Annotated in this window: 14 protein-coding genes; 7 read left to right on the top strand and 7 right to left on the bottom strand. The window is 63.3% G+C overall.

Going from position 1 to position 19663, the window contains the following annotated elements; genetic code table 11:
* The first annotated feature begins 387 nt into the window (after nt 1–387).
* The 3 genes from FNZ07_RS16830 (at nt 388) to FNZ07_RS16820 (ending at nt 3876) form a co-directional block, all read left to right on the top strand.
* Nucleotides 388–1860, top strand: coding sequence for a TAXI family TRAP transporter solute-binding subunit (locus tag FNZ07_RS16830; RefSeq protein WP_091010178.1), 1473 nt, complete (start codon nt 388–390; stop codon nt 1858–1860).
* Nucleotides 1861–2096: 236 nt separating this feature from the next.
* Entirely contained in the window at nt 2097–2750 is a 654-nt protein-coding gene (locus FNZ07_RS16825) for a 2-hydroxychromene-2-carboxylate isomerase (RefSeq protein WP_091010176.1), read from the top strand.
* A 166-nt stretch (nt 2751–2916) separates the two neighbouring features.
* Nucleotides 2917–3876 (top strand): LysR substrate-binding domain-containing protein, encoded by a 960-nt coding sequence (locus FNZ07_RS16820; RefSeq protein WP_091010173.1) that lies wholly within the window; start codon nt 2917–2919, stop codon nt 3874–3876.
* Nucleotides 3877–3887: 11 nt separating this feature from the next.
* Here FNZ07_RS16820 and xdhC read toward each other — a convergent pair whose 3' ends face one another.
* From xdhC to xdhA, 3 genes are read right to left on the bottom strand one after another with little or no spacing between them, the layout of a single operon-like run.
* Nucleotides 3888–4517, bottom strand: a complete 630-nt coding sequence (xdhC, locus tag FNZ07_RS16815) for a xanthine dehydrogenase accessory protein XdhC (RefSeq protein WP_091010171.1) — start codon at nt 4515–4517, stop codon at nt 3888–3890.
* Nucleotides 4514–6892 (bottom strand): xanthine dehydrogenase molybdopterin binding subunit, encoded by a 2379-nt coding sequence (gene xdhB, locus FNZ07_RS16810; protein WP_091010169.1) that lies wholly within the window; start codon nt 6890–6892, stop codon nt 4514–4516. Before xdhB ends, xdhC begins: the two co-directional genes overlap by 4 nt.
* A 50-nt stretch (nt 6893–6942) precedes the next feature.
* Nucleotides 6943–8460 carry a xanthine dehydrogenase small subunit gene (gene xdhA / locus FNZ07_RS16805; RefSeq protein WP_091010167.1) on the bottom strand — a complete coding sequence of 506 codons (1518 nt, stop codon included), beginning with the start codon at nt 8458–8460 and terminating at the stop codon, nt 6943–6945.
* A 383-nt stretch (nt 8461–8843) separates the two neighbouring features.
* Here xdhA and FNZ07_RS16800 point away from each other — a divergent pair, with 383 nt between their 5' ends.
* From FNZ07_RS16800 to FNZ07_RS16785, 4 genes are all read left to right on the top strand, one after another.
* Nucleotides 8844–10055 carry an MFS transporter gene (locus FNZ07_RS16800; protein ID WP_091010166.1) on the top strand — a complete coding sequence of 404 codons (1212 nt, stop codon included), beginning with the start codon at nt 8844–8846 and terminating at the stop codon, nt 10053–10055.
* Nucleotides 10056–10279: 224 nt separating this feature from the next.
* Complete coding sequence (locus tag FNZ07_RS16795) at nt 10280–10654, top strand: hypothetical protein (RefSeq protein ID WP_091010164.1); 375 nt, start codon at nt 10280–10282, stop codon at nt 10652–10654.
* Nucleotides 10655–11014: 360 nt separating this feature from the next.
* Complete coding sequence (locus tag FNZ07_RS16790) at nt 11015–11938, top strand: LysR family transcriptional regulator (protein ID WP_091010162.1); 924 nt, start codon at nt 11015–11017, stop codon at nt 11936–11938.
* 26 nt (nt 11939–11964) lie between these two features.
* Complete coding sequence (locus FNZ07_RS16785; RefSeq protein WP_091010160.1) at nt 11965–12639, top strand: response regulator transcription factor; 675 nt, start codon at nt 11965–11967, stop codon at nt 12637–12639.
* A gap of 131 nt (nt 12640–12770) precedes the next feature.
* Here FNZ07_RS16785 and FNZ07_RS16780 read toward each other — a convergent pair whose 3' ends face one another.
* The 4 genes from FNZ07_RS16780 to FNZ07_RS16765 are packed head-to-tail and all read right to left on the bottom strand — an operon-like array spanning nt 12771 to nt 19618.
* The gene (locus FNZ07_RS16780; RefSeq protein ID WP_091010158.1) at nt 12771–13643 is read right to left on the bottom strand and encodes a universal stress protein; all 873 of its coding nucleotides are present in this window, start codon (nt 13641–13643) and stop codon (nt 12771–12773) included.
* A 22-nt stretch (nt 13644–13665) separates the two neighbouring features.
* The gene (locus FNZ07_RS16775; protein ID WP_091010156.1) at nt 13666–15183 is read right to left on the bottom strand and encodes an efflux transporter outer membrane subunit; all 1518 of its coding nucleotides are present in this window, start codon (nt 15181–15183) and stop codon (nt 13666–13668) included.
* Nucleotides 15180–16460, bottom strand: coding sequence for an efflux RND transporter periplasmic adaptor subunit (locus FNZ07_RS16770; protein ID WP_091010154.1), 1281 nt, complete (start codon nt 16458–16460; stop codon nt 15180–15182). The genes FNZ07_RS16775 and FNZ07_RS16770 overlap by 4 nt, the downstream gene beginning before the upstream one ends.
* Nucleotides 16457–19618, bottom strand: a complete 3162-nt coding sequence (locus FNZ07_RS16765; protein ID WP_091010152.1) for an efflux RND transporter permease subunit — start codon at nt 19616–19618, stop codon at nt 16457–16459. Before FNZ07_RS16765 ends, FNZ07_RS16770 begins: the two co-directional genes overlap by 4 nt.
* Nucleotides 19619–19663 lie beyond the last annotated feature (45 nt).

Here is a 19663-nt window from a genome sequence, read left to right as displayed (position 1 = left end):
ACCTGCGACGCGCCCGGTTCTGCTTGTTCCTTGCCGGGTCGCGCCGGGAACCTTCAATCGCGGCAGCGATGCACAATTTAATCTAGCCGCGCGAGAAGCGCAAAGGGTTTAGTGAGCGGGTTTGCCCGCCACAGCCGTGAATCTCACCATCTGGTGCACTGCATCGCGGGCATCGACCAGAGGTGAAAACGTGGTCGTCGGCCGACATCCCCATGTCGACCGGCGCGCGCCGATTCACCATTTGTTACGGGTTTGTGACGCCGTGCCGCCGTACGCTGTAATCTCATGTACCATCGGCGCGAACCTGTCGTACAGCGCCGGCGGCCCGCGCCATACGGCTTTTAAGCGCCCGCTGCCTGTTGCTAGGACGTCATCGCTACCTATCCAATGAAACCTTCAAAAGGTCCCGACTCCGCTCCCAGGGCTTCGCGCAAGCCCCGCCTCGTCGCCCGCTTCGTGGCGATTTCCTGGCGCGATCTGGCCGTCTCGTTTGGTCCCATCCTGCTGGTTAGCGTTATCGCGATCTGGTTCGCCTTCCGGCTGATCCAGCCGGCGCCGCCCGACACCCTGACGATCAGCGCCGGCCCGCGCGGCAGCACGTTCTGGGTCGCCGCGGAGAAATACAAGAAGATCCTTGCGCGCAATCGCGTGACGCTCGTCGTGCTGACCTCCGAAGGCTCGCTCGATAATCTCAAGCGGCTGTCCGATCCCAACGCGGACACCGACGTCGGCTTCGTCCAGGACGGCATCTCGCCGTCGACGTCGCGCGACGGACTGGTGTCGCTCGGCAGCGTGGCGTATGTGCCGCTGGCCATTTTCTATCGCGGCCCGACGGTCGCGCGGCTCTCCGAGTTCAAGGGCAAGCGCCTCGCCATCGGCGCCGAAGGCAGCGGCACGCGCGAGCTGGCGCTTGCAATGCTGAAGGCGAACGGCATCACGCCCGACGCCGGTCCCACGACGCTGCTGCCGCTCTCCGGCGACGAAGCGGCCCAGGCGCTGATCTCCGGCAAGATCGACGCCGCGTTCCTGACCGGCGATTCGGCGCAACCGCCGGTGATGGGCAAGCTGTATCGCACGCCCGGTGTGCAGTTCTACAACTTCACGCAAGCCGACGCGTACACGCGGCGCTTTCCATACCTGACCACGGTCGACCTGCCGCCGGGCGCATTCGATCTCGGCAAGAACCTGCCGTCGGCGACGATCCACATGGTCGCGCCGACCGCCGAACTGGTCGCGCGCGACTCGCTGCATCCCGCGCTGTCGGACCTGCTGATCGAAGCCGCACGCGACGTGCACGGCAAGGCGAGCGTGCTGCAACGGGCCGGCGAATTTCCCTCGCAGCTCACCCACGACTTCCCGCTCAGCGACGATGCCGCGCGCTACTACAAGTCGGGCAAGAGTTTCCTCTACCGCGTGCTGCCGTTCTGGCTCGCGAGTCTCGCGGATCGTCTGCTCGTCGTGCTGGTGCCGCTCGTCGTCGTGCTGATTCCGGGTTTGCGGCTCGTGCCGTCGCTGTATGCATGGCGGGTGAAATCGCGCATCTATCGCTGGTACGGCGCGCTGATCGCCATCGAGCGCGGCGCGCTCAGCGAGACCTCGGCGGCCGAGCGTGACACGTTGCTGGAAAAACTCGACTCGATCGAGGAATCGGTGAACGGGCTGAAGATGCCACTCGCCTATGCCGACCAGTTCTATGTGCTGCGCGAACATATCGGTTTCGTGCGCACGCGGCTCTCGCGTGTGCCGCGCGATAACAGCGATAGCGGTGACGCCAGCGATACGGCCGGGCTGTCGGGGCCGTCTGAAGCCGGTCCTGGGGCCGATAACGCGAACCCGGCGGCGCCGACGCGATCCGCTTGAATCCGGCGCGTGGGTCTGGCGGACGGGTCTGGCGCATGGATCTGCCGCACGGGTCTGGCGTGTGCATCGTCGAACACCTGAGCAGCCACACGCACCCAACGCATGCGCGGCCCCCCGCACCCGACGCCGCCTTGCCAAAACCAGTGCAGCAGCGCCTTGCACCGCGTAAGATCGACACAGTTCCGGCAAGCCAGCAGCGACGGCCCGCCGGGACGAACGCATTCCGGGAGACATCCATGACCGATGGCATCGACGCCAGACAGCCGCTGTGGTTTTACGATTTTGTCTCGCCGTTCACGTACCTGCTGCTCGAACAACAGGACAAATGGCCCGGCATGCCGTTCGTGCCGGTGCCCGTCTCGCTGCACGACCTGTACCGCCACTGGGGGCAACGGGTCGCGGCCGAGATACCGGCCAAGCGCATCTACACGTACCGCCACGCGCTGTTTCGCGCGGACCAGCTCGGCATCCCGTTCCGCATGCCGCCCTCACATCCGTTCGATCCGACCCGGCCGCTGCTGCTCGCAATCGCTGCGCACGGCGACCTTGCTTTCGTGCGCGAAATTTTCCGCTTCATCTGGCGCGAAGGCCGCGATCCGTCGACTGACGAAGGCTTTGCGCTGCTGTGCGAGCGTGTCGGCGTGCCCGACGGCGCACAGCTGATCGCACGCGAGGAAACAAAGGCGCAATTGCAGCGCAATACCGCCGAAGCGATCAAGCTCGGCGTGTTCGGCGTGCCGACGTTCCGCATGAACGATCAGTTGTTCTGGGGGGAAGACGCGTTGCCGATGGTGTTGTACTGCGCACGTACGCCGAACTGGCTGGAATCGAAGGAAGTGAAGCGGATCAGTACGCTGCCGCTGGGCATCACCACGACCTCGAAGTCCTGATTCATCGACGCATCGACACGCCCCGTGATGCCGGCCATACCGCTCGCGCTATGCCGGCGCGCCTGAAACAGCCTAAGGTTATGGACTTCGCGACCCTGCGCGCGAACTGTCCGGCAAGCCGGTTACGCGCACCGCTTCATCCGGACCCGCCTTGCCCTGTTTGATCATGGACGACGATACCGCCGCCTCCCTCGATATCTGGCTCGTGCGCGTGCTGCGCACGCTGCTCGTCGAGCGCAGCGTCACGCAGACAGCGTTGCGCCTGAACCAGACGCAGCCGGCGATCAGCACCGCGTTGCGCAAGCTGCGCGAAACGCTCAACGATCCGATACTCGTGCGCGGCAAATCGGGCATGGTGCCCACCGAATATGGCGCGTCGCTGCTCGCCGCAGCTCAGCGCGCGTTGCGTGAGGTGGACTTCGTCGCGACGCCGCACGGCGATTTCGATCCGGCGCGCTCGCGGCGTACGTTTCGCGTCGCCGCACCGGACTATCTGAACGACTTCTTCATGCCGACGGTCATCGCGCAGTTCCGCGAGGCCGCACCGCATGCGCATCTCGAGATCGACTCGCTGAATCCGATGCTCGATCACACCGCTGCACTCGATGCCGGCGAACTCGATCTCGTGATCGGCAACTGGCCAAAACCCGATGCACGCTTTGCTCGCAGCGATCTGTTCTCCGATACGGTGGTCTGCATGATGCGCGCCGATCATCCGCTCGCGCAGACGCCGCTCACTCGCGATGCGTATCTCGCGGCTCCGCATCTCGCACCGACGCCGTATAGCGGCGGTCGCGGTGGCGCAATCGATATCGGCCTCGCGCGAGCGCATGCCGAACGGCATATCGTGACGACGTTGCCGTACTTCGGGCTCGTGCCGCAGGTGCTGTTGCAATCGGACCTGATCTTTACGACGACGCGGCGCTTCGCGATGCACTACGCGAACCTGTTGCCGCTCGCGGTCGTCGAGGCGCCGATTCCGTTTCCGCGGATCAAGTGTTATCAGCTGTGGCATCCGCAGCCGGACCGGCCGAGCGATATCGGCTGGTTGCGCGGTTTGATGGCGCAGGTGTCGGAGACGCTGATTGCGAAGGGGGCGCGGCGCAAGCGTGCGTCGGTTGTTTGATTCCGGGCACGTTAGACGTTCGCAGTGACGCCGTGTGACGACGCGCCTGGGTTAGCGTTGGCGCTAGCGTCGAACGCGGCACGCGCAGCCTCGCGCGTGCGGATTTGCAGCAACTCCGCACACACAGCCAACGCGATCGCATGCGGCGCCTTGTCGACGATCCCTGCCACGCCGATCGGACAGGTCATCTGCGCGAGCCGCCCGGGTTCGACACCACGCTCGATCAAACGACGCTCGAACTTCACACGCTTCGTCTTCGAACCGATCATGCCGAAGTACGTAAAGTCGCGACGCCGCATGATGCGCGTCGCAAGCGTGAAATCGAGTGCGTGGTTGTGCGTCATCACCAGGAAGTAGGCGCCTGCCGGCACGTTATCGACGATCGCATCGGGCGTGTCGGTGGCTTCGATCTGCACGTTGGCCGGCACCTCGTCGGGAAACAGCTCGTCGCGTTCGTCGACCCATTGCACGACACACGGCAACATGCCGAGCAGCGTGATGAGCGCGTGCCCGACGTGGCCCGCGCCGAACAACACGATGTGCATCGGTTTGCTCGGCTGCGACGGCGCACTACTACGACGTCCGATCCGCACCGGCGCATCAGCTGCGCTTGCAGACGATGAACGCAGACCGGCAATCATGCTGCCCTCGCCCGCGCCGCTTCGCGCACCGCACCGACCGCTCTAAGAATCTCCGCAGCGGTGGCCGGTGCGTTCAACGGCGGATTGACCGCATAGTCGGCGACACTCGCTACCGCATCGCGCACCGCGAAGAACACCGAGAAAGGCAGCAGCAGCGGCGGCTCGCCGACCGCCTTCGAGCGGTGAATGCTGTCCTCCGCGTTACGGTTCTTGAAGAGCCGCACGCGGAAGTCGGGCGGTGTGTCGTTGACGGTTGGAATCTTGTAGGTGGACGGCGCGTGTGTCATCAGCTTGCCGCCCGCGTTCCACCATAGTTCCTCGGTGGTGAGCCAGCCCATGCCCTGGACAAAGCCACCTTCGACCTGGCCGACATCGAGCGCCGGGTTCAGCGACGCCCCGACGTCGTGCAACGCATCCGCGCGCAGCACGCGCATCTCGCCGGTCAGCGTATCGATCACGACCTCCGACACCGCCGCCCCGTACGAGTAGTAATGGAACGGCCGACCCTGCAGTTTCGCCTGGTCCCAGTAGAGTTTCGGCGTCGCGTAGAAGCCATCGGACCACAACTGCACCCGCGCGAGATACGCCTTGGCAACCAGTTCGTCGAACGGCACGATCGTCCCGCCGACACTCACCGCGCCATTGCCGAAACGCACTTCGGCGGCGCTGACCTTGCCTTCCCCATAGCGCTCGGCGGCCAGTGCGGCGAGGCGTTCGCGCAACTGCCGCGCCGCATCCTGCGCGGCCTTGCCGTTCAGATCCGAACCCGTCGATGCCGCCGTCGCCGATGTATTCGCGACCTTGCTCGTATCGGTTGCGGTGACCCGTACGCGTGCAAACGGAATGCCGAGTTCGTGCGCAACGACCTGCGCGACCTTCGTGTTGAGCCCCTGGCCCATCTCGGTGCCGCCGTGATTCACGAGCACCGAACCGTCGGTATAGATGTGGACGAGCGCACCCGCCTGGTTGAAGTGCGTCACGTTGAACGCGATGCCGAACTTCACGGGCGTGATCGCGAGGCCCTTCTTCAGGATCTCATTGTTCGCGTTGAACTCACGAACCGCGGCACGGCGCGCGCGGTAGTCGCTGGTCGCTTCGATTTCGTCGAGCAGTTCGTGGATCACGTTGTCGTCGATGACCTGGCCGTACGGCGTCTGGTTCTGTTCGGTCTTGCCGTACAGGTTGCGACGACGCACATCGAGCGGATCGAGCCCGAGCGAACGCGCGACGTCGTCCATGATGTACTCGATCGCAAATGCACCCTGCGGGCCGCCAAACCCACGAAACGCAGTGTTCGACTGCGTATTCGTCTTGCCGCAGAAACCCGCAATCGATACATCCGGCAACCAGTACGCGTTGTCGAAGTGGCACACGGCGCGCGTCATCACCGGTCCCGACAGATCCGCCGAGAAGCCGCAGCGCGATGTCATATCGACCCCAACGCCTTCGATCGTACCGTCATCGGCGTAACCGACTTCATACGTGTAGTGGAAATCGTGGCGCTTGCCCGTGACCATCATGTCGTCGTCGCGATCGGGACGCAGCTTGACCGGACACAGCAGCTTCCACGCAGCGAGCGCCGCGCAGCACGCGAACAACCCCGACTGCGACTCCTTGCCGCCGAACCCACCGCCCATGCGCCGACATTCGACCAGTACGTTATGCGACGCGATACCGAGCGCGTGTGCAACGAGGTGCTGCATTTCCGTCGGGTGCTGGGTCGAGCACCAGATGTGCATGCCGTCGTCGTCCTTCGGCACCGCATACGAAATCTGTCCTTCCAGATAGAACTGCTCCTGACCGCCGAGCAGCATCTCGCCTGCATCGCGGTGTGCCGCGCGGGCGATCTTTGTGCCGGCGTCGCCGCGCGCGAGCTTCATCGGCGGCAGGACGCGTGAATCGGCGGCGCGGGCTTGCTGCGCGGTCATGATCGCGGGCAGCTCTTCGTAGACGATCTCCGCTCGACGCGCACCGAGGCGCGCCGTGTCGTGCGACGTCGCAACGACGATGAAGAACGGCTGGCCGACGTACTGCACGATCCCGTCGGCAAGAATCGGATCGTCGCCGTGGATGATCGGGCCGACGTCGTTGGCGCCGGGAATGTCTTCGGCGGTGAGCACGGCGATCACGCCCGGTGTCGCGCGCACGGCATCGAACGACATCGAGACGATCCGCGCGTGCGCTTTCGTCGACAGACCGAGCGCGGCGTGCAACGTGCCTGCGACGACGGGAATATCGTCGGTGTAGGTGGCGCGGCCGCTTACATGCAGGTGCGCGGATTCATGCGGACGCGACACGTGGACCTGCGTGAAGTCGTTGATCAGGTCGTCGAGATTCTGCGCGTCCTTCAGGAACGGCTCAGCTTGCTGGTTCATTCGAATGGTTCTCCGTACCTCGGTATTACTGTAGCCCGGCTGTGGCTCTCTTACGCACTCGCACCGGCGGCTTCGACGGCGCGCACATCGAGCGCGGCCTTCGGCAGCGGATTGTGCGGGCGCGTTTCGAGCCAGAAGCGGTACAACGTGTTTTTCGCGGCTTCGACGCGGTAGTCGCTGGTCGCGCGCATGTCGCTAAGCGGCGCGTAGTCTTTCGCGAGTGCGAGCATCGCGGCCTGCGCAGTGGCTTCGTGCCACTCGGCGTCGTTGAGCACCGCTTCCACGTGCGTCGCACGCTTCGGCGTCGCGGCCATGCCGCCGAATGCGATGCGCGGCTCGCGCACCGTGTCGCCATCTGCGATGAACGAAAACGCCGCGCACACCGCCGAGATATCGGAATCGAAGCGCTTCGACAGCTTGTACGTGCGGAACTGCAGATTCGCGCGCACACCGGTACGCGTCGGCACACGCAAGCCGACGACGAACTCGTGCGCCTCCATGTCTTTCTTCTGATACGCGAGGTACAGGTCTTCGAGCGGCATCTCGCGCTCGATCTCGCCGCCTCGCACGACAACCCGTGCACCAAGCGCGATCAGCCCCGGCATCGAATCGCCGATCGGCGAGCCGTTCGCAACGTTGCCGCCGAGCGTGCCCGCATTGCGGATCGGCAGCGACGCGAAGCGCTGCCACATTTCGTTCAATTCGGGGTAATGCCTCGCGAGTTCCGCGTAGGCCTTCTCGACGCTGACACCGGCGCCGATCTCGATCCAGCCGTCGGTCACCGCGATACGCTGCAGTTCGGCGATCTGCCCGACATACACGATGTCGCCCAGTTCGCGCATCTGCTTCGTGACCCACAGGCCAATGTCGGTGCTGCCCGCGAGTATCCGCGTAGCCGGTTGCACGCTCTTGATCTGCGCGAGCGCTTCGACGGTACGTGGTGCATCGAATTGCTGGCCGGCGTGCGCATAGTGGAACGTGTCGTGACGCTCGAGCGTGGCGAGCGTGCTCGCAAGTGCTTCGAGATCGACCGGTGCTTTCGGCGCGGGGGCTTCGAACATCTGCACGGCGGCATCGACGATCGGCCGGTAGCCGGTGCAGCGGCACAGGTTGCCGGTCAGCGCATTGCTGATTTCAGTGCGCGACGGCACCGTGCGGTTCGCGCAGCTCTGCTCGTGGCCATGCTTTTCGTACAACGACCACATCGACATCACGAAACCCGGCGTGCAGAAGCCGCATTGCGAGCCGTGGCATTCGACCATCGCCTGTTGAACCGGATGCAGCGAGCCGTCGGGCTGGCGCAGGTCTTCGATCGTGAAAAGCGCGCGGCCATCGAGCGTCGGCAGGAACTGGATGCACGCGTTGACCGCCTTGAAGCTCACGCCGCCCGCGGCGTTGCGCTCGCCGATCACGACGGTACAGGCGCCGCAGTCGCCTTCGGCGCAGCCCTCCTTGGTGCCGGTGCAGCGCGCGTCTTCGCGCAGGTATTGCAGCACCGTGCGGGTGACTGGCGTATTGCGGATCTCGCGGATCGCATTGCGGTGATAGAAGCGGATCGGCTGGCTCATGTTTCGTCTCGATTGTTCTGGCCTGCTGGGCCGTGCTGCGGGGACGGTTCGAACGCTATCACCTTCAATATTGGCAACCCATAGGCGCATCCGCATGCGGGATATATGGCTGGAGCGATAAATCTCGTGGTTCAGTGGCTTGATGACTTATAGAAGTAGCGTATTTTTGGACTATTTTTTGTATTTATATCTACAAAATGACATTTCCAGATCGACGGATGCTCGCGGAAATGCCCGCTGTGCGGCCCGATACGCGGTTTTCGCCGCTCTATACACATCCGACACCGTTTTTTGCGGGCCAAAATTATTAAGTGCTCGCTGCAAGAGAACCGGTTCCATGGGAAAATCACGCCTTCCCGCCGATTTCAAGTCTCGTTTTCCCCATGTCCGCCGACTCAATCACGCCCCGCAGCCAGTTCGCGACGACTCTGCAGATCATTCCGGTCGTCTTTTTCACCTTCATCTGCTACCTGACGATCGGCCTTCCGCTCGCGGTGCTGCCCGGTTACGTGCACAACGACCTCGGGTTCAGCGCCGTGCTCGCCGGGGCGGCGATCAGCGTGCAGTACCTCGCGACCCTGGCGTCGCGTCCGCTGGCGGGTCGCTCGGCCGATACGCTCGGGCCGAAGAAGACGGTGTCGATCGGTCTGCTCGGCTGCGGCGCGAGCGGCATCTTGCTGCTGCTCGCGGTGCTGTGCGGTAAGTGGACCGGCGTGAGTCTCACGTTGCTGGTGCTGAGCCGGCTCGTGCTCGGTTTTGGCGAAAGTCTGTGCGGGACCGGCGCGATTCTGTGGGGCATCGGCCGGGTCGGCACGACGAACAACGCACGCGTGATCTCGTGGAACGGCATCGCGACGTACGGTGCGCTCGCGATCGGTGCACCGCTCGGTGTCGGCATTGCGCATGGCATCGGTTACTGGGCGCTCGGCGTCGTCGTGATCGCGCTCGCAGCGCTCGGCTACTACCTCGCGCGGCCGATCGCACCGGTTCCTGTCGTGCATGGCGAACGGATGTCGTATCGCAGCGTGTTCAGCCGCGTGTTGCCGCATGGCATCGGGCTCGCGTTGGGGTCGGCGGGCTTCGGTTCGATTGCGACGTTCATCACGCTGTTCTACGCGGCACGGCAGTGGCCGAATGCGGCGCTGTCGCTGACGGTGTTTGGCACGCTGTTTGTCGGTTCGCGTCTGCTGTTCGCCAACACGATCAAGACGTATGGCGGTTTTCGCGTGGCGATTGCATCGTTTGCGTTCGAGTGCGCCGGGTTGCTCATGTTGTGGCTCGCGCCCGAGCCGCACATCGCGCTGCTTGGCGCGGCATTGACCGGTTTCGGTTTCGCACTGATCTTCCCGGCGCTTGGCGTCGAGGCCGTCGCGCTGGTGCCGCCGGCAAGCCGCGGCGCGGCGCTGTCGGCTTACTCGGTGTTCCTTGATTTGTCGCTGGGGATTACCGGGCCGCTTGCCGGTTATGTCGCCGGCGAGTTCGGGTATGGCTCGGTGTTTCTGTTTGCGGCGCTGGCGGCGGCCGGTGGTGTCGTGCTGTCGGCGATGCTTTATACGCGCAATACGAAAGTGCCGAATGCGCCTGCGGCGCTGTAGTACGTTTCTTTCATCGGCTCGCAGTCAATGCACTGCGAGCCGATCTTCTCTCTTGCTGTTCATGCAAGGACACAAGCGCTTGTCGCTGCAGATCGCAACAATCGCACGTGGGCTAATCCGCCCAGCTTAAAAAAACTTTAATCCAACGATCTCACTGTTTCAGACTGCGCCCCACTTCGCCACTCCATAATTTCCGCATCGGGACAGGTACCAGGAGTCGAGCGATGACGCGCCCCATGAGCATCGAAGTAATCAACCAGTACGGCACGAGCACAGTCCGCATCGCCATCGAGCAGGCCTCCGTGTTGCTCGAAGCAAGCGACGTCGATGCCGTTATCGAGCATCTCAGTCTGATACGTGCATCGATGAAACCCGAACTGCCTAAAGAGCCTTCGCGTTCGCACCAATATGTGATCGAGCTGGACCCGTGCTGGCACTCCGAGATGCATCCGATGTACGACGGCGCGGTGGTGTTTCTGCGTCATTCGGGTCTGGGCTGGGCCGGCTTCGCACTACCGACGCACAGCCTCGAGAAACTCCACGACGCGTTATCGAAGCATCTCGACACGCTCGCCGAAACGCATAGTCTGCCCAACTAGTTCAGGCATTCACGCCGCTGCGCAATGCAGGCGGCATGCGCATTCATCGCGATGCGCGACCCCTCTTCTCTCTCACGCGCGTGCATTCGCATGCGCGTCTCTGCGTTTGCTCCACCGCTTCGATACGCGTCGTTCGCCTCCGTCTTTCAAGGTTGCGAGTCGCCGCGCATATCCATTGCACATCCAACGCCCCACTCTCTTTCATTCTCACGATGAAGGCTTGTGAATCGTCAAATGAAAGGTCTCCTTTGCAATCTTCATGAACATTGCAGCAAGTTAAAAAAGGCTTAATCCACGTAGCGACTTTGTTTTACACGCCATCGCCGATCATCTACGCGTTGCCCTAACTCGCGCGAAATCATGAACCAACTCCAGGCGATGCGTGCCTTCATCCGCGTAGTCGATCTCGCCAGCTTCAATCTCGCGGCGCGACAACTGGGTATGTCGGCGGCTGCGGTGACGCGCAGCATCGGCACACTCGAAGCTCATCTGAACGTGCGTCTGCTCAACCGCACGACGCGCAGTCTGTCGCTCACCGACATGGGCAAGGAGTATCTGGACGGCTGCCGCGCGATCGTCGAAAAGCTCGACGAGGTCGAATCGAATCTCGTGCAGACCACACGCGATCCGTGCGGCACGCTGCGCATCGCGAGCACGATGACGTTCTCGACGACCAACCTCGGCATCCTGCTCGCGTCGTATCGGGCGTTACATCCACGCGTCAACTTCGACGTGACGACGTTCGACACGCATGTCGACATGATTGAAGGCGGCTTCGATGTCTGTTTCTCCGACGACCGACGCCTCGCAAGTTCGACGCTGGTCAGCCGCACGCTGACAACGGTCGACGATGTCGTCGTCGCATCGCCCGCGTACCTCATGCGTTGCGGCACGCCGCGCGATCCGTCCGCGCTGGCGCGGCACGACCTGCTCGCGATCTCGGATGGTCTGTCGCGCACGTGGGAATTTTCGGGCGTCGACGGCATTCAACGCGTCAGCGCCGGCAACGCACTCACAACGACGAGTCACGCCACCGCACGCGCTGCCGCACTCAACCACATGGGTATCGCGCTGCTGCCGCGACCACTGATCACCGACGATCTCGCGCACGGCGCGCTCGTGCCGGTGCTCGAACAGTTCGCGGTCAACGGCGGCGCGCATCAGGTGTCAATCCTCTACTCGGGCCGCAACTATCTGTCGATGAAGGTACGCAGCTTCATCGACTTCGTGGTCAACCGGTATCGCTCGCCGGACAAGGCAGTGACGCTGCGCGCCGTGGCCTGAGCGCGTGCAACGAACAGGCGCTATCGATGCCGAAAATTCTCACGATTGAAGACGATGAACTGATTGCGCACGACATCGTGCGCACACTCACCGCGGGCGGTTTCTCCGTCGATCTCGCGCGCACCGGCCGCGAGGGCATGGCCAAGGTGATGGGCGGAAGCTACGACGTCGTAACGCTAGACCGCATGCTGCCGGACCTCGACGGCCTGACGATCGTCGCAACGATGCGCGGCGTCGGCATGGAAACGCCGGTGCTGGTGATGAGCGCAATGTCCGATGTCGATCAGCGCATCAAGGGGCTGCGCGCAGGCGGCGACGATTACCTGACCAAACCGTTTTCACCCGACGAGATGTTTGCGCGCGTCGAAGTACTGCTGCGACGGCGCCCACGCGGCACGAAAACCGAAACCGTGCTGCGCAAGGATTCGCTCGAACTCGATCTCGTGCGTCGCCGGGTCACCTATCGCGAACGCGAACTCGATCTGCAGCCCACCGAGTTTCGCGTGCTCGAATTCATGATGCGTCATGCGGGCCAGGTGCTGACGCGCACGATGATCTTCGAAGCGGTATGGGGTTGCCGCTTCGATCCGGGTACGAACCTGATCGACGTGCATGTAGGGCGTCTGCGCAAGAAGGTCGATGTGCCGGGCGAACGCCCGATGATCCGCACGATACGCGGCTCGGGTTATCTGTTCGGTTGATTCGGGCATCGCCTCTCCCGGCGGCTTCCGGAATGTTCACGTTCCGATGCCGCGCGCAGCAGGCCAGGGCAGGACCGATGTTGCCTGAATGGCGCACGCTGGCTCGCACAACGCGAGGACCGCAACAGGCGTCAGCAGGAAACGAGCAGTGGCATGCGTATACGCGTCAGCAGATCATGCGTGACGCGGCCCAGCATCTTTTCCCACAGGCGGGGCCGGCCATGCGCGCCGCAGACGAGCAGGTCCGCGCCAACTTCGAGCGCCGCGTCCTGCAACAGATCGCCGAGTGCGCCGTTCGATGCCTGCAGCGGCCGATACTCGACATGCGCGGTATGTCGCCCAACATGATCGAGAATCGACGCCGGGTCGACCCGATCGGGATGCGCGAGGCGACTCGGTTCGGCCACGAAAACGGTCGTGCTCGCTGCCAGCTGCACGAGCGGCAATGCATCGGACAGCGCGCGCGCCGATGCGCGACTACCGTTCCACGCAATCGCGATACTGCGCCCGAGCGTATCGGGTACCGCTGCGGCCAGTTCTTGAGCCGGAACGATGACTAGCGGGCGCCCCGTCGTGAAGAGCATCGTTTCAGCAAACGAATAGTCGTCGGGGAGTGCCGCGTTGTCGAAAGGGTTGTGACCGATCACGGTCAGATCCGCGTAACGCGATTGCTGTGGCACGACCTTGCTGGCCATCCCGTCGACACTACGCCACGCGACATCGATGGCGAGGTTCTGCTGCAAACGCGAGAGCAACGCACGTAACAGGTCTGCGTTGCCGTCCAGTTCGCCGACGATGTCGCGTGTCAACGCATCGGTGCGTTGCCCCGAGGCGAGCCCGAGTTCGGCGGCGCGCAACCGATGCTGCTGCTCGATGCTGTATTCGCGCACGAACAGCGCAGTGAGTCGCGCGGCGTGCCGGTGCGCCAGATCGGCTGCGAGGCGCAGCCTTCGCTGGCCTGCATCGCTCGCGTCGACGTGCACGAGAATGTCCCTGAGTGCCATGTTTCGTTTTCCGTTTCAGTCGCTACGTCGGCTGCTTCGTTGAAATTCCGGCTGCGTTGTCGCGCGGTGAGCGCAGACCGATGGGGCTGAACGGAATGGTCTGATCGCGGGTGGGTAGATCGGCCGCGCTCCAGCCGCCGCCGAGTGCGCCGATCAGTGCGACTGCCGTCTGCAGGCGACGCGTCTCCACCTCGACCTCGGAAATCTGCGCAGTCAGCGCCGCGATCTGGGCGACCGTGACGTTCAGGTAATTGTCCAGACCATCTGTATAGAGGCTCATCGAAATTTTCTGCACCTTGAGCGCGGCCTGTAGCGCGGCCTCCTGCTGGTCGGCTTCGGTGGACAACTTGCTGGTGAGCACCAGGTCGTCCTCGACCTGCTGGAACGCGGCGAGTACGACAGCCTTGTATTCATCGCCCGTTTGCGCAAATTGCGACCAGCTCGCCTGCAGCTCGGCCTTTCTCAGACCGCCCTCGAACAGCGGCAGCATGGCCGACGCCCCGACGGCCCACAGCGAGTTGGGCAGTGCGGCGAGCGCGCCCCCGGTATCCTCGAAGCCGGCCATCGCATTGATACGAATGTTCGGATAGAACGCGGCCCGCGCAATGCCGATTGCCGAATTGGCTCCGGCCATCGCGCGCTCCGCTCCAGCGATGTCGGGGCGGCGCTGCAGCAGCTCCGACGGTACGCCGGCGGGAACGTCGGGCAACGTGATGTGGGAGTCGGTGCGAACCGGCAGCGTGAATGTCGTCGGATTCCGGCCTGCCAGTACCGCAACTGCATGTTCGAGTACCGCGCGCTGCGCCTGTACGTCGGTGTCCTGCGCCTGCGCAGCCGAAAGCTGGTTTTCAGCCCGGGCGACGTCGAGGCCGGACGAAATCTTGCCCGCATAACGCATCTGCGTAATCCGCACGGCGTTGCGGTACAGATCGATCGCGCGTACGTAGGCTGCGTGCTCGGTATCGAGACCGTGTGCCGCCATGTAGTCGTTCGCGAGTTCCATTTCGAGGCTCAGCTGCGCGGACGCAACGAGCGCCGCCTGGCCCTGCGCATACTGTGCTGCGCGTTTCTCGCTATTGCTTACCTCACCCCAGAAATCGGGTTCCCAGGATAGCGATGCGCCGTACCCGTTTGAAGGCTGCTGCAGCGGCCCCGTCCCGGTGTGAAACAACGTATGCAGCGACTCCTTGTTCTCACTGGTAAACGCGTTTGCATCGATCTGCGGGAAGAGTCCGGAGCGGGCTTCGGCGACCACGTCGCGCGCCTGCGTGTACGTTTCCTGTGCGGCTTTCAAGTCAGGATTGGCCGCCTCGAGTTCGCGCTCGAGCCGATCGAGTTCGGGGTCGGCAAACATCTGCCACCAGGGCCCGCGCGGAATCTGATCTTGCGGGGCGGCCTCGACGAACGGGCCGGCGCCGCGATAGTCCGCGGGCAGCAGCATCTGCGGTGCGTGATAGACCGGTGCCAGGTCGCAACCCGACAACGCCACGACAAGTGCCAGTCCGACGAAGTATCGGATACGTGAGAGTCGATGCATCATTTGTTCACGTCGTCGTGTGCCGCTTCCATCTTCGCGCGCTGCTCGTCACTGAGGTTGGCGGGAACCGGCGGTGGCGCGAGGCGTTGAGAGGACAGCGCAACGCCCGGTGTGCCCGGTACGACGCGCACTTTCTCGCCTTCGAGTATCCCCGCAGACGGATTGACGATGAGGCGGTCTGTCGGTTTCAGACCGCTGATCACCTGGACGGTCTGGCCGAGATTGAGACCGAGCTTGACGTTCTGCAGATGAACCTTGCCGTCCGCTCCGACAAGCGCAACCTGCATGCCCTCGGCGCGAAACAGCAGCGCCTGTTCAGGGACGATCAGGATGTGCGGATCCGACGGGATCACGAAGTGCACATCCGCATAGGTGCCCGGCCAGATCAGATGATCCGGATTCGGCACCAGCAGTTCCGTCACCACCGTCCGGGTCTGTGGATTGAACGCATTCGCTGTGGTGTCGAAGGTCGCCTGGAACGTGCGGCCCGGGTACTGCGGCAGCGACAACGCTGCGGTAAGGCCCGGTTTCAGAATCTGCGAATAGTCCTGCGGCACCGACACGAACACGCGCATCTCGTGAATATCGGACACGCTGAACAGTTCATCGGCGGCACCGCGCGCGCCGACGTCGCCACCCGCCGCGTTCACGTAGTTTCCTTCGTCGGTATTGCGCGACGTCACGATGCCGTCGAACGGTGCGACGATGTCCTTGAAGCCCTCCAGTACCTTGAAGCGCGCAACCTGATGTTGCGCCGCGCGCACCTTCGCTTTCTGTGCTGCCGCATTGGCAACCTGCACGTCGACTTCCTGCTGGGAAACCGCTTGCGTTCCCTCGAGCGCGGTCCAGCGTTTCGCGGTGACGTCGGCGAGATTGTAGTTCGTGCGCGCGACATCGAGATCCGCCTGCGCGCCTTCGTATTGCTCGTCGACGGTCGGCGCATCGATGCTGGCCAGCAGTTCACCGGCCTTCACCTGCGCGCCGTAGTCCTTGTACCACTTCTTCACGTAGCCGGACACCTGCGCATAGATCGGTGCCGAATACCATGCCTGGATGTTGCCGGGTAGCGTCATCGAGCGCGTCGGCGGTCCTGGCATCGGAAGGATCACCTGCACGGGGGGAACCGAGCTCTCGTTGGCGACGTCCTGCAATTCGACGACGTTGGCGTGCCGCTGCACGATCCCGAGCGCGACGAGTGCGGCGAGGCCGAGGGCAACGGCGATCCCGAGCACGCGCGCTTTGGGATAACGGGTGACAGGTGTTTCGCGAAAAGTGTTCATACGTGCAAATCCCGGTTTGCCCTGTGGTCGCGATGCATGAATGCAAAGACACACGGCACGAACAACAGGGTGGCGAAGGTCGCGACCAGCAAGCCGCCGATCACGGCGCGTCCAAGCGGTGCGTTCTGGGTGTTGCTAAAGGACATGGGCAGCATGCCGATGATCATCGCGAGAGCGGTCATCAGCACGGGCCGGATGCGTGCGTACCCGGCTTCGATCGCGGCGGCAATGGGGTCGCCGTACTGGGCCAGATGATCGCGTGCGAATGACACGACGAGGATCGAATTGGCGGTCGCCGTCCCCATACACATGATCGCACCGGTGAGCGCCGGCACCGACAGTGTGGTGTGCGTGAGAAACAGACTCCAGACGATGCCGGCAAGCGCACCGGGCAACGCCGTGATGATGATGAACGGATCGAGCCACGACTGGAAGTTCACGACGATCACGAGGTACACCAGCAGAACCGACAGTGCGAGCCCTGCGAGCAACTGCGTGTAGGCGCTGCTCATGGTCTGCGCCTGGCCGCGCAGATGCACGCTGGCACCGTGCGGAACCTGATCCTTCATCTCGTCGACGACCTTCTGAACCGCATCGTGTACGGCGCCGAGATCGCGGCGCTGATTGCTCACGAAGATGTCGATGGCCGGCAGGATGCTGTAGTGCGACGCGAGCAACGGCGTGCCGGTTTGTGTGATGCGGCTGAGCGCACCGAGCAGTTGCACGCCGTCGCCGCCCGGATCGCCGTTTCCTTTGTCGATCGGAATGGTTTCCAGATCGTTCATCGACGTGAGCTGATCTTGTGGCGTCTGCATGTTCACGAGATGCGACACACCGCTCGACGTGTCGAGCCAGTAGGTCGGCGCGGTCTGTCCGCTGCCCGACAGCGTGGCGAGCGCGTTGTTGGCAATGTCGGCTTCGGTAAGACCGATCCCCGAGGCGAATGAACGCGATGCGGCGATCTTTAGCGTCGGCTCGTTGAAGGCCTGCTGGATATGCACGTCGGCCGCGCCCGGAATGCTTCGGATGCGCGCAGCGAGCTTCTGCGCGAACGCGTAATTTGCGGCCTGACCGCGTCCCGCTACCTGCACATCGATCGGCGCGGGCAGACCGAAGTTCAGGATCTTCGCCGTGATGTCACCCGGCAGAAACGTGAAGGTCGTGCCCGGGAAGAGAGCGGGTAGTTGTCGACGCAACTTGAAGCGATAGTCGTCCACCGGCGAACGTTCGCTCTTCAGGCTGATCGTGATGTCGCAGTCTTGCGGTCCGATCGTGCCAGTCGAACTGTAGGCTTCGTTGATGCCGCTCGAAGGCAAGCCGCAGTTGTCGAGCACGTTCGTCACCTGGCCTGGCAGGATCTCGCGGATTTCCGCATTGACGAGCACCGCGAGCCTCGACGCTTCCTCGAGCCGCGTGCCGACCGGCGCACGCATGTGCATGTCGATCTCACCCGACTTGATGGACGGGAAGAAGTCTCGCCCGAGAAAGCCGATCAGACCGAGCGAACACACCGCGACAGCGAGGAACATCGCGATGAAGCGGCCGCGATGCGAGACGACTCCGGTCAGCACTTCCTTGTAGCCGTTGCGGAAACGGTTGAAGCGCTGCTCGAAGCCTCGCTGGAAGCGGGTGAACGGTCCTGGAATACCGACGTGGCCGCGTTTGTGCTGTTCGACCTGGCTGCGCAGAAGGTACGCCGCCATCGTCGGAACGAGCGTACGCGACAGGATGAACGAAGCGATCATGGCGAAAATGATCGCTTCGGCGAGCGGCAGAAACAGATAGCCTGCGACGCCGGAGAGCTGGAACAGCGGCAGCCACACGATACAGATACACAGCGTCGCGACGAACGTCGGCACGACGATCTGGTTGGCAGCCTCGATGATACCGGGCTCGAGTTCCGCGCCTGATTCCAGATGTGAATCGATGTTCTCGATCATCACGGTCGCGTCGTCGACCAGAATGCCCACCGCGAGCGCGAGTCCTCCCAGCGTCATGACGTTGATGGTCTGTCCGAGCCACGATAGCGCGAGGATCGAGCACAGGATCGCAAGCGGTATCGATGTCGCGACGATCAGTGTCGAGCGCCAACTGCCGAGAAACAGCAGCACGGTGAGCCCGGTCAAGATCGCGGCAGTGACCATCTCCTGCACCACTTCGCGAACCGAATCGCGTACGAAACCGGATGCATCGTTTAGGGTGGTGATCTTCACACCGGGCGGCAGCGTGCGGATGATGCCCGGCAGCGCCTTCTTGATACCGTCGACCACCGCGAGCGTCGAAGCATCGCCGCTCTTCAGCACCTGGATCAGCACTGCCTGCTTGCCCTTTACAAGCACCGCATTGATCTGCGGCGGAGAACCGCGATGGACGTAGGCGACATCGCGCAGATAGACAGTTGCGCCATCGACGGTCTTGATCGGCAGGTTGTTGAAGGTGGCGACTTCCACCGGGCTCGCGTTGGTCTCGACCATAAAGTCGAGTGCGCCGATCTTCTGGTCGCCCGCCGGGAGCACGACGTTCTGCGAACTGAGCGCGTGAGCAACATCGGTCGCCGACAGGCCGTGCGCGAGCAAGCTCGCCTGGTCGAGATCGATCTCGACGTTCAGCGAGGCACCGCCATAAGGTGTCGGAATCGCCGCGCCGGGTACCGCGACGAGTTGCGGGCGGATCAGGTTCGACGCCATGTCGTAGACCTGCGCCGCCGTCATGCCGGGGGCCGATACCTGAAGGTTCAGCACCGGCACCGAAGATGCGTTGTACGACATGATCTGCGGTGGCGTGATGCCTGCCGGCATCTGCTTCAGCACGGTCTGCGACGCGGCCGTGATCTGCGCCTGAGCTTCGGCGACATTGGTACCTGGTTGCAGAAACACCTTGACGATGCCGCGTCCGTAAAGCGACTGGCTCTCGATGTGCTCGATGTTGGCCACCGTCGACGTGAGCGAGCGTTCGTAGTAGTAGATCACGCGACCCGACATGTCCTGCGGAGACAGACCGTTATAGGTCCAGACAACCGCGACGACCGGTATACGGATGGCCGGGAAGATGTCGGTCGGAGTCTTGAACACCGCCATGCCGCCGAACAGCACGATCAGGATGCTCATAACGACGAAGGTCAACGGCCGGCGAAGCGCGACCTGGACGATTGCATTCATGTGGTGCCGTCAAGGAAATACGGAAACCCGGCTGGGCGGGCGGGA

The sequence above is a fragment of the Paraburkholderia megapolitana genome, from assembly GCF_007556815.1.
GTDB classification, from domain to species: domain Bacteria; phylum Pseudomonadota; class Gammaproteobacteria; order Burkholderiales; family Burkholderiaceae; genus Paraburkholderia; species Paraburkholderia megapolitana.
This window is presented reverse-complemented; position numbering and strand designations above follow the sequence as displayed.